Below are 14,352 nucleotides of genomic sequence, written 5' to 3' on the forward strand. Positions count from 1 at the left end.
ATCCTCTGCCGAGCTGATGTTTTAAAGAGTGCATCTCTCTGTTTCTATTTCAGCCATCTGCCACCCTTGCGGATGTTTCGGCTGTTTTACAGGTTTTATGGTACTATTCTCTTTTCTATGACCGCCGCTCCTTACTTAAGAAGCTTTTCTATTATATCGTCGTTTCTCGTGATTGTCAAGCTGTTTTTTGAAATTCTTTTAAGTTGTTTTCTGTGTTGTTCTGTTTTCGCCGTCGCTGTTTTTGACGACTTTGTTAGTATAAAGACTTTTCAACTCTTTGTCAACTGATTTTTATAAAAACATTGCATAATTTTTCACTGCCGATAAAAGACTTTTTCCAATCTAAACATCCTGACCAACTTATCGCCATCGGTCAGGTTAACAAACGATCCAAATAATATGAAAATCAGTCCGATCCCAATGTTTACAGTAATGGTTTCGCCCAGAATAACTAATGCAAAAATCGGCGCCACCATCGGTTTGATGAAAAATGCTACCGATGCCGTAGAAGGCCCGGCCATTTCGACGGTTTTCAGATAAAAGTAATAGCCAATCCCGGTCACACATACGCCCAGATAAAAAAGCAGCGGTGCGGTTTCCAGACTAACACCCTGAAAAACAGGTTGACCGCTAGCAATCAACATAACCAGCAATACCCCTGAGCCCATCAGAAAGCTGAAACTGTTTTGGGCCACCCCGCCGATTTTGGCAATTCTCTTTTTACCATAGGCAGTATAAAGCCCAAAGGCAATCGCCGATACCAGGGTCAGCAACAAAAACCAGATATTGTTTTCACCGTTGATGAGTTTTTGGGGGTTCATCACAATAATTAACCCGATTATACTGATGGTCAGCGCAATAGCCTTCTTTTTTGTGAATTTTTCATGCACAATAAAATGGGCGAAGACCATCGTAAATACCGGATTGATCGAAAAAATCAATGCCGCCAGACTGGCATTAATACCCATTAAGCCAATCTGGAAAAGCACCATACTAAAGCAGATGCAGATTAATCCCAGTGTAAAAAGATAGCCAAGGTCGCTTTTGCTGAGCTTTGTCTGTTTTTTCCTGAGATCGCTGATGGCAAAGGGCAGCAAAAAAAGCCCTCCTATTAAGAAGCGGATAAAGGTCAACTGAATGGGATTAAATGTCGCCCCCCCAATTTTTAAGGCAACCTCCATCGATCCAAAAAGCATTCCGGTTAAAAAGACATAGATATAGATTTTTTTCATTATTTCCTCGATTCGATTTTTTTAACAATTCCCTAAATGTTTTCCAACCACGGTTTTATACAGTCGGCACTGAACCTTGAACCGGCAGTTTAAAAAACGCTTCATAAGGCACATAGTCATTCCCGTAGATCTCCACATAAACCATCACTTCGCGGCTGGTATTTTTCAGACCAAATGCTTCCTGGGCTCCCAGACTGGATGCTCCGATGGGTATTTCCTGGGGATAGGATATTCCCGTCACTGGATATGTTTCTGCCATCTCGCCACTTTCATCCAACACATAAAAACTGACGGATGAAATATACAGATCCATCACATCCTTTTCATGTCCAATGTTTGCGTAATCATAGGTCAACACGATTACCTGGGCCGGATTCGCCTCTGAGAACTCATTTCTATAACCAGTCTCATTGGCGGCCGTAAATGTCAGTGAAAAATCCCCATCTACCGTCCATGTTTCTCCGGGTCCATAGACCCTGGCTGGCTCCTGTGTCATCGTTTCTTCGTTTTGTACTTGCTCCGAGTAGTCATTGTCATACTGACTTTCCTCTTCATCGATCAGAAAGGCAATACCAAAAAATATTCCGGCAATAATAACAATACTCGTCCAGATGATCGCAAATACCCAAGGCTTTCGGGGTGATTTTCGTTTTTGATCTTTTTTTGTTTTTTCATTAAAATCACTTTCTCCCCGGGAATCTTTATCTGCCGAGTCTTTTTTTACCAGATCTTTCCTTTTACCCCAATTTCGCTTCTCTTCCCAACCGAATTCTGGATCATCTTCATTCTTCGTCATTAAGCCATTTATCAGAAAAACAATCCCTGCCAACACCCCATAAACGACAGTTGTTGCAGTCATGCTGTCATTTCCAGCAAATAAAAACACTACAATGGCAGTACCAAAATAGAATTTTGAGGCGGTCAGTAAAATTTTCCGGTCCTCATTGTTTATTGATGCTACTCCGATTGTTCCGGCAATCAGCAGTAAAGCCAGTCCAGCTAACCATCCATATCCATAAATATCCGGTGTCTGAGATGAAAAATCCAGTGTTCCGCTAACCATCGATAGGTAAATAAAAACAAAGGTCAACATCATTGCGATGACACTGATCAGTAATTTAACAAGTTTCATTTTAATTCCCCCCTATACATCCCATTTAATAAATGATAGCTCTGAATCAATTCTACGGTGGATTCAACAATACATGCGGTCATCCCCCAAATCACGTCTTCTTGATAGGTGTAAAAATTTATCTCATAGGTTCCTTTAACCCAGGGATAGTTCTTTCCACCGGGAATAGACTCATAGGGAAAATCGTTAGGCTGTTCATGACTCAAATGATTAAGGTACTTTTTGGGTTCATGTTCCTGAAAAAAACGCACCGGTACGGTAAAAACATCACCAACTTCTTCCCGGCTGAAGCCATATTGGTAATCTCGCAAAATCGCAATAAAAGGGGAGATCATCATATTAAACGGCGAAATAAACACATCACCGGGTCCCAGTATTTCAATTTGCCGACGATCCACCAACAATTCTTCCATGGTTTCCCGGATTGCTGCTTCTAAAGGTGTTTCCCCCGCTTCCAGCCGCCCCCCCGGGAAACAGATTTCTCCCGGCTGACGACTCAATGTCTCGGCGCGTTTTTCAAAAAGAAATGCCGGCCCTACTGCTGTTTCCACCAAAACCACCAGTACCGCATACTGGCTGAAATTTCTTTCACCAATCATTCCCGGACGCCGGTTTAAAAAATCTTCTCGTTCCAATTTGCTCTACCTCAACTATCTATTTGAACTGGCGCTCAAATTACTGCCACACTGCTAATTCGCACTCTTTTTGTTTCATAGGTTCTATTCTAACATAGAATGGAGCCCTTGAAAATTAACAACCGCCATGAAAGCAATTGCAGAAAAGACTTGCATTACCTAGAAGTTCTATGTATAATTCAACTATACCTAATAGATCTATGTATACAGGAGGTTATCATGAATGTATCAAAAGATTTAATTGCGGCCTCTGCCACACCCTTTATTTTGTCCATCTTAAAGGAGAACGACAGTTATGGCTATGCAATTATCAAAAAGGTTAAAGAACTAACCGGAGACGAGCTAGTCTGGTCCGAGGGGATGCTCTATCCGGTACTCCATCGTCTTGAAGAAAAGAATTTTATTGAGTCTTATTGGAATAATTCTGACGGGGGACGGAAGCGAAAATATTATAAATTAAAAGAGGAAGGACTGGTTGAACTGGAAGTACAAAAGAAACAATGGGATATTATCCATACCGCACTTTCAAAAACCTGGTTTGAAATTATGAACAAGGAGGACTACTTGCCATGTTTGATTTAGAAAAAAATATCCGTGCCTGGAGTGACTGCCTGCGTAGTCAGGGACATTTTAAGGAAACGGACATTATCGAATTGGAAAGTCACCTGAACGATGAAATCGAAGATCTGATTCACGCTGGATTATCAGAGGAAGAAGCTTTTTTAATCAGTGTGAAACGTTTTGGCGATAGCCACTCGGTTTCCCGGGAATATTCAAAAGTAAATACCGAAAACCTCTGGAAACAATTGATGTTAGAACCCGAACCCACCGGAATCTCAAGCGAAAATCAACGCTATATCGGGCTGGTCATTCTCTTCTCGTTTCTGGCTGGTACCTTTTTCAAAATTCCGGAACTTTTAGGTTACAGTTTCAACGACCCCCAATACCAAATTTTTTATTTTAAAAATTTGAGTTTTTTCATCCTGCCATTGATCGCTCTGTTTTTTCTGTATAAAAACAAATCCAATTTAAAAATGGTCACCGTGATTTTAGGCATTTTTGCCGGTACGGCCGTCCTGGTCAACGCTTATCCTTCGTATCCCCCGAACAGTACCGAGCTACTAACCGCCCTGCATCTGCCATTGTTCTTATGGTTGATCACCGGGGTTGCTTATCTGGGTTTGGATTGGCACAGCAGCCAGGGACGGATGAATTTTATTCGTTTCACCGGTGAATCCGTGATTTACGGCACCCTTATTTTCTGTGGGCTCATCGTTTTGGCCCTGTTTACCCAGGCCATCTTTTTTGCCATTCAAATTGATGCCAGTTGGTTTATTCAAAATTATTTAATTGTTTATGGCGCCGCTGCAGTGGCCATGATCACTGTCTATTTGGTCGAGACCAAGAAAAGCGTGGTCGAAAATTTTGCTCCGATTCTGGCCAAAATATTCAGTCCGCTTTTCCTGATTATCATGATTGCTTTTCTGCTGGTTCTGGTCGTTTCCGGGAAAAGTCCTTTTATGGAAAGAGATTATCTGATCGCCTTTGATTTTATGCTGGCATTGGTTCTCGGTCTGGTTCTTTACACCATATCGGCCCGAAATCCCTACGCTAAAAACCGGCTTTTTGATTATCTGAATCTGGCTCTTATTGTTGCGGCGATGATTATCGATGCGGTAGCTTTATCCGCCATCCTGTTCCGGTTATCCGCATTTGGGATAACACCGAATAAGCTGGCCGCGCTGGGAGAAAATCTGATTCTGCTGATTAACCTGGGCGGATTGGCCTGGCTGTATGGCCGCTTTTTCCTTAAAAAAATAGATTTTATCAAGATCGAGAACTGGCAGACAACCTATCTCTATGCTTATGCGGTCTGGTTAGCTATTGTCGCTTTTGTTTTCCCGATTGTTTTTGGTTTTAATTAAGCACCAGCAAAACCAAATCCTCGAATTTACTTCTCTATCAAAAATGACCAGTCTGCCCAAATGGGTAGCTGGTCATTTTAATTAAAACTTTTTTAAACTTTCTCAACCAACAGGATCAGACCTGCGCAATCACAGACCCGATACCTATCTAAATTTCAGATGAACTGGATCAGCCAAGCCCATTTTCAGATTTATTTCAGGACATCCAGTCCTGCTTGAGCAACGGTCATGTCTTCTGCAACGCTTCCGCCGCTGACGCCGATCCCACCAATTATTTTTCCATTTTCTACAATTGGGAAACCACCCCCAAATACAACCATTCTGCCTTTGTCACAGGATGCAATCCCAAAAAGCTGACCAGATTCTTTGGCAAGATCTGCCGCTGTATCGGTGCTCATTTTAAGGGCTACCGCTGTATAAGCCTTATTGGTAGCAATATCCATGCTGGCCAATAGCGAATCTTCCATCCGGTTAAATAACACCATGTTTCCGCCATCATCACAAATAACGATCACCATTGGCACATCAATTTGGATTGCTTTTTCAGCAGCCGCTTCTGCCATTTTTTTTGCCATGTCTAATAATTTCCCTGTTTTTGTCATTTTTTCCTCCACTTTCTTAGTTAAGTATTCATTTTTTAATTTTGCTTTTCTGATTCAATTCAAGTATATCTATATATACCCATATTAATAGCTTTTAATCAGCAGCACTTTTCTAAATGAATGCTATGCTAGATGTATAGCAATTTTTATGCCAATTCAAAAACCAATATTTTATACTTTTTTCAACACAAAGTGATTAATTTTTAAGCACTTTGTGTTCTTTTTTCTAACACAACGATCGTTTTTTAGACATCATTTTTTAATGTTCATTTCCGATGGAGCACGACTTTGGGACATCCTTCAAACGCTTTATCACTGATTTCTTCAATGGAGGCTGGTAAATAGACATCTGTTAAATTAACACAATCCTTAAATGCCCAGGCCAGTATCTTTTTTGTTCCTTCATTGATTTTTACCGTTTTCAGTTGCGTGCACTCGTTGAATGTAAAAGCTGCGATCCGTTCCACCGTTCCCGGAATGTCAATTTCTTCGATACCACATCGAGTCATGGCATATTGCCAGAAATCTTTGAGACGAGCGGGAAGCTTGACAAATTTCAGGTTTTCACAGCCATCAAAAACGAAACCGCCAATCTCAATGACGGTATCCGGAAATTCCACCCGCAGTAATTCTTTGTGCCCTTTAAATATGTCATCTCCGACAATTAGAATATCTCGATCATTCGGAATGATCGCTTCTTCCCCAGATCCTTTGCTCTCCATCAGGCACATTCCAAAATCTTGTGTTTTATAATAATATTCGTACATTAACTTTTTCCCCTCTTCATTTGCTTTAAATTTTCGCTCTCCGTCCAAAATCAAAATAAACCATTATCAGCGGACAACGCACATTGCTTTTCATTTGTGAGTATAGCATAAAAAGGTTAAAAAAAAACACCCCTAGTCGGATTTGCCCATGCAAAAATTTCAATGTTATAAAAAATTTCATTGCTCATAAAATTGGTATTGACAAAAAAGCAACCCGGCTTTACAATAGTATCGTAGTTAATTAGTCAACTAACTAACTAATATTCTTGAAAGGGGGTATCCCTTTGCAAATAAATTTCGAAGATGAACGCCCGATTTTTGTTCAAATTGCCGATGGCATTGAAGACGCCATCTTAACTGGAGCGTTTGAGGAAAGCGGTCAGATTCCATCCATAACTGAATTGTCGGTCAGTTATAAAATCAATCCGGCCACAGCGCTTAAGGGCATCTCAACCCTGGTTGACGAGGGCATTATTTTTAAAAAGCGGGGCGTTGGTATGTTTGTCGCTCCCGGTGCGGTTTCAAAGCTGCGGGACAAACGCAAAGAATTATTTTTCGATCATTATATTAAAAAACTCATCGAGGAAGCAAAAAAATTAGGTATCACCAATGAAGAAATATTGGGAATGGTAGAAAGAGGTTATCAGGAATGAACGGAATAGAAATAAATGATGTGACAAAAACATTTGGTGACACATTAGCTTTGAATCAGGTGAGCCTGACTTTTGAGCCCCACAAAATATATGGATTATTGGGTCGAAACGGCGCTGGAAAATCGACCCTTTTGAATATTATCACCAATCGGCTCTTTGCCGACAGCGGCCAAGTTACCATCAATGGCTTGTCCAACGTTGAAAATGATATGACCCAGGGGCTGCTCTATCTGATGTCAGAAAAAAATCTGTATCCCGAGAGCATGACCTGTAATGAAGCATTCAAGTGGACTAAACAATTTTTCAAGGGTTTTGATTTGGATTACGCACTCAACTTAGCCAAACAGTTTAAATTGAATACCAAGAAAAAAATCCGGTCGTTGTCGACTGGTTATACTTCTATTTTTAAAATCATCGTGGCTCTTTCGGTCAATACCCCCTATGTCCTGTTTGACGAACCGGTATTGGGCCTGGACGCCAATCATCGGGAAATGTTTTACCGGTTATTGATTGAGAAGTATAGTGATAATGCCTTCACAGCGATTATTTCTACCCATTTAATCGATGAAATTGCTAATCTGCTGGAGTATGTCATGATTATCAAAAACGGTGAAATATTGGTGAACGAATCCTGTGAAACCTTATTAAGTAAAGGCTATTCCGTTACCGGCGCAATCAAGCAGGTTGATACCTATATTGCGGACAAGGAAGTCATCGGCGAAGATATTCTGGGTGGATTAAAAACCGCCACTATAATCGGATCGATTAATAAGAGCACGCTGCCTGACGGCATTGAGATAACCAACCTGGATTTACAGAAATTATTTATCAAACTAACAAATGAGGAGTAAAACAATGAAACTAAATGCAATTTATAAATATCAGCTTACGGATCACCGAAAAGCTGTTCTAATCTTCTGCGCGGTCATCCTGGCCGTGATGGCGCTCGTTCCGATGCAAATCACCTTTTCATCTGACATCCTGACGACGAATCAATCCAGCCAAATCGCAGGCCTCGATATGGCTCCCGCCGTATTTCTGTTCGTTTGCGGACTTAACGCTTTTAAGGAAAATTTTCTATTTGCCCTGCAAAATGGTATCTCCCGAAAGTCTTTATTTGTTAATCGGATCTACGTCGCAGTGACATTAGCTGTGACGATGGCGCTTTTTTCTCTGTTACTTTTGGCACTCGGAAAATTAATCGAATCGCCTGCAAGCGGCATTGCCTATTCCAGCTTGTTGAGTATGATCTATCAATCCACAGGAGATGCTTCATTCAGCGGTCTTTTTGAATATCTTATCAGTTTTCTATTTCTGACGATTCTTTTTATTGCCGCTCAAGCTCTTGGTTATTTGATTACGGTAGCCCTCTATCGGATGGATAAAAAACAGAAAGTCAGTTATATCGTTGGTTTTTATATCGTCATCTTTGTGGTTTTACCGATCATCGATATGTTCATATCAGGTCAGATTTCGACCATCCTTGTGAAATTTTTAGACCTGTCCATGGGTATTTCCGCCCAGAGCCCCTTTATTGGCATGTTCTCATTGGTAATCTTCAGTATCATCGTAACGGGATTAACCTGGGTACTGATCAGAAACGCCGGCGTGAAGAATTAATTATCGAAAATAAATAGCCATGATTGTCCAAAATAAGCAGGACAATTATGGCTATACTTATGTTATTGTTATAAATACGAATATGTTATAAAAACCTTTGCAACAAAAATTTGAATAAGCAAGATATGGAAACCGAAACGATGAGCCATTTACAGCAAAAAATAAATCAGATACCACCGCTTCCAGGTGTTTATAAGATGTTGGATTCCACCGGTCAAATTATTTATGTGGGGAAAAGCAAATGTCTAAAAAAAAGAGTGAAATCCTATTTCACTAAATCTCCCAAACCACCAAAGATCGAAAAAATGGTCTTTTTTATTAACGACATCGATTATATTGTCACGGACACCCATTTGGAAGCCCGACTGCTGGAATGTCAGCTGATTAAAGAGATCCAGCCTTATTTCAATTCGCAAATGAAAAACGACCGCCGCTATTCCTATCTGAAAGTTACTCATTCAGGCCACTCTAAGGGATTATCGATTGTCCCGGAACGAGAAGAAAATAGCTTTGGACCGTTTCGGAGCAAACAAACAATCCAATCATTGATTGATATGCTCACCCACCTCTTTCCAATTGTTCAAGATAACAACAGTTTTGATTTTTACTATCATACTTTACCCGAGCTTATGAACCCGGAAACTTTTATGAAAAATAGACAAACCTTGATTCAAATTTTTTCCGAAGACGCCAAGCTAAACTGTTTAATCAATCAATTGAAGATCTGTATGCATAAAGAGTCGGCCCAATATCATTACGAACGAGCCACCACATACCGGGACCTGATCCAAAGTCTGGCTTATATCAACCATAATCTTCATGCTTATAAGCACCTGACAACCAGAGATATCCTTTTGAAAATACCGGTACGAGATGGTGAGAAGCTCTTTTTTATTTCAAACGGCAGAATCGTATTGAAAAAGTATTTTCCAGTTTTGACCCAATCAGTGATCGATACTTTTTTTAATGAAGGTAGCCGAATGAAATCAGCACTTGTCCCCATCGAGGATGAGAAGGCAGGGGTCGATTTTCAGAACATCCTCTTTTCTGAAATTCAAGCCCTGCCGGATGAGTGGATTTTGAAATAAAACAATTCGCAATAATCCTTTTTAGCCATCTCTTTTACGCCTCGATTCAGGACTCTCCAGATTACCTACCGGATCGAAATAAACTGTAAAAAAAAGAAGCCCCGGAAATGAAAGTCTCAAATCCGGCTGCTTCTTTTTCAATTTGTTTAGTAATCTTCACTTTCTTTTTCTTCGATAGTTCTTAAGGCTTTTCTCAAAACATCTTTAATCCGCTCCTCTTTGTGGTTAGGAATCGGAATCACCTCATCCAGAGCATCAATGATGATTCGGATTTTATCTTCTTTACTCATCTTCATTTCATTATTTCCTTCCAGATTTTTTAATGTTTCAACATTATTATAAACACTTAGGCATTGTGAACACAATTAAAATTACTGACTTTTTTTAGTTATTTAAGTCTGGCTACACCAGAATCCACAGCGGCCTGATGGACTGCTTCAGCCACAGCCTTTCCCACCCGGGGATCAAAGGCTGGCACAATAATATAATCAGCACTCCGTTCATCATCCCCAATCAAGTCGGCAATGGCTTTTGCCGCCGCAACCTTCATCGCTTCATTGATGTCACTGGCTCTGGCATCCAGCGCCCCTCTGAAAATACCCGGGAATGCCAGGACGTTATTAATCTGGTTAGGATAGTCCGATCGTCCTGTTCCGACAACCCTTGCGCCGGCTCGGATGGCCAGCTCCGGATCAATTTCCGGGTCCGGATTGGCCATCGGCAGGACAATGGCATTTTCAGCCATGGTCTTGACCATTTCGGCCGTAACGATGCCCGGCGCGGAAACACCGATAAAAATATCAGCGCCGTTGATAGCATCGGCAAGGGTCCCTTTTTTGTGATGCTTATTGGTCATCTCCGCTATTTCCTGATGAACCCAGTTACTGTACTGTTCGTCTTTTGAGAGAATACCCTTGCTGCTGCAGGCGATAATATCCTTGACGCCAACATTCAGCAACATCTTGATGATCGCCGATCCGGCTGCTCCGGCGCCGCTCATGGCCACCGTCACCTGCTCCCATTTTTTGCCGACAACCTTCAGGGCATTCATCAGGGCAGCCGTCACCACCACTGCCGTGCCATGCTGATCATCATGAAAAACCGGAATATCCAGTTCCTTTTTTAAACGTCTTTCGATTTCGGCACATCTTGGCGAGGCAATATCTTCCAGATTAATCCCGCCAAATACCGGTTCAATCATCTTGACGGTCTTGATGATGACCTCCACATCCTGGGATGGAATACAGATCGGAAACGCATCGACGCCACCGAATTCTTTAAATAAAACGGCTTTTCCTTCCATCACCGGAAGGGCGGCTTCCGGGCCAATATCGCCCAGCCCCAACACCGCCGACCCGTCGGTAACCACCGCCACCATATTTCCCTTTCCGGTATACTTGTACACATCTTCCTTGTTTTTATGGATCATTCGGCAGGGCTCCGCTACCCCCGGCGTATAGGCCATCGACAAATCATGCTTGTTTTTTACCGGAACCTTACTCTCAATACTTAGCTTACCCTGCCATTCTTCATGCAATTTTAATGCTTCTTCCTGAATTCCCATTGTGTCTCCTTGATTTTAATAATTTTATTTTAGCTATACTCTTATCTGACTTTAAATAGTTTTGTTTATTACTCAAACTCTTCCCATGAGACTTTGTCTTAACGTTTTTCGGTTATTTTTCAATGCATGTTGGAATCGCTTTTGAAGATCCAAGAAATTGACCGCACCCCCGTATCGTATTTCAAGTTTTCACACCTCAAAAAAGTTCAACTTCTGCAAAGAACCCTTAGCAGAAGTTGAACTGAAGAGTTTTCATATCTTCATGTAAAAAAATGATTCATTGTAAAATTAGTGGTTTTTTCTCTGTGAACACAGCGCTTTTACAAATCCTATCCTTATTTATGAATCTAGCATATCCCACTCTGATCCTAAAACCCATCGTATTGCAGATAGCTTTCCATTTATCATACCCCACTCAAAGTCACTATATGGGCCTAGGTTTTCTTCACCATACTTTTCAACTACCTTTTTTGCTGAGTTCAAAGCCCCCTCCCAAATTTCAGGTTCAACTGCAGATTGCCCTTGTTCAATACGGTATTTTAATCCAAGATGTCTATCAAACCATACCTTATCAAAAAATTCTTCCTCTGCATTTGTTATTTCATCCGCACTCCGTTGACCATCTTCAAAATTATCGTCTTCAATTATCCTATGGATTACTTTGAAATTTTCCAAATCAACAGATAATTTCTCCATAGCATTTTCTATTCTTGTCAACTTCTGATCTTTTACGGCGAATAGAGCAAGTTGCTCTTCTTTAGACATCTCAATATCCAAAAAATCCATCCTCACACCGTATTGAGCCGGCGTATTGAGTATACTAGCGATTCGTTCCAAATGATATATTTTTACATCAACTTGGGCATCTGTCTCACTTAGTTCTTTTCGCTCTGAAAGGCGTATCTCTTGATTAGTAACAAACACAAATCCACTTCCACCATTTTGTCTAACTCCATCAAAATCATGTTTGAATTTTTCTTTTGTCTCAGCAAAACTCTTCTGTCCCCTTGGAAAATAAACACCGCCAACCCAACTAGAACCATTAAAAGTAAGCAATAAATCTTTTCGTCCATCACGTCCACCCAATGGGTGTGACGGATCTATATTTTGAAATCCATCACTACTCAGTATTATTGCAGCTAATCTTTCGGCTGAAGCTTGTCCCCGATCCCATTCCAAAAGTCTATGCCAGGTTTCTTTTCCCTCGCTTCTTCGTGTCATAATACCTCCTATAATATCAACCCTTTAAAAAGTTAAAGCAGTATATCAATCATCTACTAAATTGTAAAATAATCTGTTGACCATAGATTTTCGCAAACACGTTTTACTAATTTCTTTCGTTCTTCAATATCAATTTTTTTAAATTGGTTATGTGGTTTAAACCCTAATCTTTTGATTTCAGGAACGTTTAAAAAATTCGGGTTTTTTAAATAGTAATTTTGATTGAGTGTTTGTGCATATGTATTTTCCTTTATGTAATGGTCAACTTTTGCATCATATTTATCACTACTAAAGGATTGGTTCGTACCATGTGGCAGAAGAATGAGGGCACCAATCGAATTTCGCCAACTCTGAAAATCATTTTCTTGTGAAAACTCATCTGTATGTTCTGAAAATTTATTCGCCCAAATATGTTCAATTTCAAATTGTTTCCCATTCGGATGATGATAGCAGACATAGGTATTACCTTTACCTATTAGCTCATCAAGATATCCTGATATTCGTGAAAGTAAATGTTTTACAAACTTTCTATTTTGACCATGCATTCCAAATTCATTAATTCCATCCCAATTTTCAGGTATTTTTTCAACCTCATCAGAAAGAATAATTCCTAAATTTATAAAATCATTATCTCTTATGCGCTTTATAACATTGAACATGGAATATTTAATGGATGATTGTCCAAACTTTCGATAATTGATTGCTCGTCTTACAGTAAAAGTCTCAATATAACGGGATGTAAAATCTAATTTTTTTTCAACATTATTTTGATCATCTCTGTAACAAATAGGAGCTAATAATAATGCATTTTGAAGGGATTCTGCAACGCCCCATTGCTTAATATAATTAACGTGAGGACAATTTAAAGTATATGTTTCTTGAGCTTTTAAAATATATAAATACGTTCTTACATAAAATGGAAACTGATTTTTAAAAAAATCAAAAAAATCATCAGATGTATTAAGTTTAAATAAATCTCTGTGATTGTCTTTGAACCAGTTATGAAATCTGGAACCAATCAATTCAAAATCTTGATCTTCTGAGCCAGCTTTCCCTGGTCTAATTGTTTTCGCATATTTACCTCTAAACCATGCTTGAAAAAATGCTTGATCTTCATTTTCATCGTTTTCGTGAAGCTTTTGTATTTGGATTTTCCATAGTTCATTTATTTCATTTCTTTGTTTAACATCAGTAATTTTTGATAGAACATATCCTTTAAGCATTTCTGTGGGGGTTAAATTTAACCCTCGATCATTCATTGTTTCAAATATGGTATACGCATTTTCATCAGAATAAGCAGTTATCTCTACAAGAACAACATTTTCGATAAACCAGTCAATGAAAAATGGTAACGCTTCCTTAGTAAGTTCTTCTGGAAATGACGCTTCAATATTATCATATCGTTCTACCAAATTTCGGATTGTTTCATCCTCCGTATCCTTCAGAGTATATTCACCAATATCAAATAAGGCTTTTAAGCATGGTTCTCTTATTGGATCTGTCATATTAAAGGACTTTTCTCCATATTTTTCTGAATAAATAAGTTCGCTTATTGATACATTATTTCCTTTTCCATTTTGCAAATGATAAAGATATATAAGAAATAATGTAATAGATGTTATTCGTTGTTGTCCATCAATAATCGATTTTTGGCCATTATTTGGGTTAATACTAAATATTACAGGACCTAAATAATAACTTTGGTAATTTGCTACATCCGAACGCTTGTCATTCTCATTATAAGATTTCAGAAACGTAGTAGTTAGATCTTCTACCAAAAGATTGATATGTTTTTCCTGCCATCTATATTCACGTTGAAAATAATCGATGGTAAATTTCTGATCTTTAAGTAAAGAATTTATATTTTTGTCTTTAGCTTCAATTTTATTCTTTAAACTTTGATTCATTTTGAG

15 protein-coding genes are annotated in these 14,352 nt (G+C 39.4%); 6 read left to right on the forward strand and 9 right to left on the reverse strand.

Annotated elements, in window-relative coordinates; translation table 11 throughout:
- Positions 1–314 precede the first annotated feature (314 nt).
- The 3 genes from ABGU93_RS09485 to ABGU93_RS09495 are packed head-to-tail and all read right to left on the reverse strand — an operon-like array spanning position 315 to position 2,999.
- A complete protein-coding gene (locus ABGU93_RS09485; protein ID WP_347413222.1) occupies positions 315–1,232 on the reverse strand; it encodes a DMT family transporter in 918 nt (305 codons plus the stop codon).
- 55 nt (positions 1,233–1,287) lie between these two features.
- The gene (locus tag ABGU93_RS09490) at positions 1,288–2,364 is read right to left on the reverse strand and encodes a hypothetical protein (RefSeq protein WP_347413223.1); all 1,077 of its coding nucleotides are present in this window, start codon (positions 2,362–2,364) and stop codon (positions 1,288–1,290) included.
- Entirely contained in the window at positions 2,361–2,999 is a 639-nt protein-coding gene (locus ABGU93_RS09495; RefSeq protein WP_347413224.1) for a CoA pyrophosphatase, read from the reverse strand. Before ABGU93_RS09495 ends, ABGU93_RS09490 begins: the two co-directional genes overlap by 4 nt.
- A 219-nt stretch (positions 3,000–3,218) precedes the next feature.
- Between ABGU93_RS09495 and ABGU93_RS09500 the strand changes: the two genes are divergently transcribed.
- Together ABGU93_RS09500 and ABGU93_RS09505 are read left to right on the forward strand one after the other, a co-directional pair.
- The gene (locus tag ABGU93_RS09500; protein ID WP_347413225.1) at positions 3,219–3,581 is read left to right on the forward strand and encodes a PadR family transcriptional regulator; all 363 of its coding nucleotides are present in this window, start codon (positions 3,219–3,221) and stop codon (positions 3,579–3,581) included.
- Positions 3,569–4,924 carry a permease prefix domain 1-containing protein gene (locus ABGU93_RS09505; RefSeq protein ID WP_347413226.1) on the forward strand — a complete coding sequence of 452 codons (1,356 nt, stop codon included), beginning with the start codon at positions 3,569–3,571 and terminating at the stop codon, positions 4,922–4,924. Before ABGU93_RS09500 ends, ABGU93_RS09505 begins: the two co-directional genes overlap by 13 nt.
- A gap of 191 nt (positions 4,925–5,115) precedes the next feature.
- Here the strand turns inward: ABGU93_RS09505 and ABGU93_RS09510 are convergent, their stop codons facing one another.
- Together ABGU93_RS09510 and ABGU93_RS09515 are read right to left on the reverse strand one after the other, a co-directional pair.
- A complete protein-coding gene (locus tag ABGU93_RS09510) occupies positions 5,116–5,526 on the reverse strand; it encodes a heme-binding protein (protein WP_347413227.1) in 411 nt (136 codons plus the stop codon).
- A 266-nt stretch (positions 5,527–5,792) separates the two neighbouring features.
- Positions 5,793–6,293 (reverse strand): leucine-rich repeat domain-containing protein, encoded by a 501-nt coding sequence (locus ABGU93_RS09515; protein WP_347413228.1) that lies wholly within the window; start codon positions 6,291–6,293, stop codon positions 5,793–5,795.
- A 284-nt stretch (positions 6,294–6,577) separates the two neighbouring features.
- Here ABGU93_RS09515 and ABGU93_RS09520 point away from each other — a divergent pair, with 284 nt between their 5' ends.
- The 4 genes from ABGU93_RS09520 to ABGU93_RS09535 all read left to right on the forward strand — a co-directional run bounded on the left by ABGU93_RS09520 (position 6,578) and on the right by ABGU93_RS09535 (position 9,654).
- Positions 6,578–6,946 carry a GntR family transcriptional regulator gene (locus tag ABGU93_RS09520; protein ID WP_347413229.1) on the forward strand — a complete coding sequence of 123 codons (369 nt, stop codon included), beginning with the start codon at positions 6,578–6,580 and terminating at the stop codon, positions 6,944–6,946.
- Positions 6,943–7,797 carry an ABC transporter ATP-binding protein gene (locus ABGU93_RS09525; RefSeq protein WP_347413230.1) on the forward strand — a complete coding sequence of 285 codons (855 nt, stop codon included), beginning with the start codon at positions 6,943–6,945 and terminating at the stop codon, positions 7,795–7,797. Before ABGU93_RS09520 ends, ABGU93_RS09525 begins: the two co-directional genes overlap by 4 nt.
- A 4-nt stretch (positions 7,798–7,801) precedes the next feature.
- Positions 7,802–8,566, forward strand: a complete 765-nt coding sequence (locus ABGU93_RS09530) for a hypothetical protein (RefSeq protein WP_347413231.1) — start codon at positions 7,802–7,804, stop codon at positions 8,564–8,566.
- A gap of 110 nt (positions 8,567–8,676) precedes the next feature.
- Entirely contained in the window at positions 8,677–9,654 is a 978-nt protein-coding gene (locus tag ABGU93_RS09535; RefSeq protein WP_347413232.1) for a GIY-YIG nuclease family protein, read from the forward strand.
- Between the two features lie 146 nt (positions 9,655–9,800).
- On the opposite strand, the gene ABGU93_RS09540 is transcribed toward ABGU93_RS09535, so the two are convergent.
- From ABGU93_RS09540 to ABGU93_RS09555, 4 genes are all read right to left on the reverse strand, one after another.
- Entirely contained in the window at positions 9,801–9,950 is a 150-nt protein-coding gene (locus ABGU93_RS09540; RefSeq protein WP_186894789.1) for a hypothetical protein, read from the reverse strand.
- A gap of 92 nt (positions 9,951–10,042) precedes the next feature.
- Positions 10,043–11,218: a malic enzyme-like NAD(P)-binding protein gene (locus tag ABGU93_RS09545; protein WP_347413233.1), complete on the reverse strand. Its 1,176-nt coding sequence runs from the start codon at positions 11,216–11,218 to the stop codon at positions 10,043–10,045.
- Between the two features lie 339 nt (positions 11,219–11,557).
- Complete coding sequence (locus tag ABGU93_RS09550) at positions 11,558–12,439, reverse strand: hypothetical protein (protein ID WP_347413234.1); 882 nt, start codon at positions 12,437–12,439, stop codon at positions 11,558–11,560.
- A gap of 56 nt (positions 12,440–12,495) precedes the next feature.
- Positions 12,496–14,346 carry a DUF262 domain-containing protein gene (locus ABGU93_RS09555; RefSeq protein WP_347413235.1) on the reverse strand — a complete coding sequence of 617 codons (1,851 nt, stop codon included), beginning with the start codon at positions 14,344–14,346 and terminating at the stop codon, positions 12,496–12,498.
- Between the last annotated feature and the right edge of the window lie 6 nt (positions 14,347–14,352).

This window comes from Acetobacterium sp. (assembly GCF_039830195.1).
Taxonomy (GTDB): domain Bacteria; phylum Bacillota; class Clostridia; order Eubacteriales; family Eubacteriaceae; genus Acetobacterium.

Excerpts from the sequence above, each read along its gene's own strand:
- ABGU93_RS09550 (WP_347413234.1), bottom strand. The coding sequence starts at position 12,439 with ATGACACGAAGAAGCGAGGGAAAAGAAACCTGGCATAGACTTTTGGAA.
- ABGU93_RS09545 (WP_347413233.1), bottom strand. The coding sequence starts at position 11,218 with ATGGGAATTCAGGAAGAAGCATTAAAATTGCATGAAGAATGGCAGGGT.
- ABGU93_RS09540 (WP_186894789.1), bottom strand. The coding sequence starts at position 9,950 with ATGAAGATGAGTAAAGAAGATAAAATCCGAATCATCATTGATGCTCTG.
- ABGU93_RS09555 (WP_347413235.1), bottom strand. The coding sequence starts at position 14,346 with ATGAATCAAAGTTTAAAGAATAAAATTGAAGCTAAAGACAAAAATATA.
- ABGU93_RS09510 (WP_347413227.1), bottom strand. The coding sequence starts at position 5,526 with ATGACAAAAACAGGGAAATTATTAGACATGGCAAAAAAAATGGCAGAA.
- ABGU93_RS09490 (WP_347413223.1), bottom strand. The coding sequence starts at position 2,364 with ATGAAACTTGTTAAATTACTGATCAGTGTCATCGCAATGATGTTGACC.
- ABGU93_RS09505 (WP_347413226.1), top strand. The coding sequence starts at position 3,569 with ATGTTTGATTTAGAAAAAAATATCCGTGCCTGGAGTGACTGCCTGCGT.
- ABGU93_RS09515 (WP_347413228.1), bottom strand. The coding sequence starts at position 6,293 with ATGTACGAATATTATTATAAAACACAAGATTTTGGAATGTGCCTGATG.
- ABGU93_RS09525 (WP_347413230.1), top strand. The coding sequence starts at position 6,943 with ATGAACGGAATAGAAATAAATGATGTGACAAAAACATTTGGTGACACA.
- ABGU93_RS09500 (WP_347413225.1), top strand. The coding sequence starts at position 3,219 with ATGAATGTATCAAAAGATTTAATTGCGGCCTCTGCCACACCCTTTATT.
- ABGU93_RS09485 (WP_347413222.1), bottom strand. The coding sequence starts at position 1,232 with ATGAAAAAAATCTATATCTATGTCTTTTTAACCGGAATGCTTTTTGGA.
- ABGU93_RS09530 (WP_347413231.1), top strand. The coding sequence starts at position 7,802 with ATGAAACTAAATGCAATTTATAAATATCAGCTTACGGATCACCGAAAA.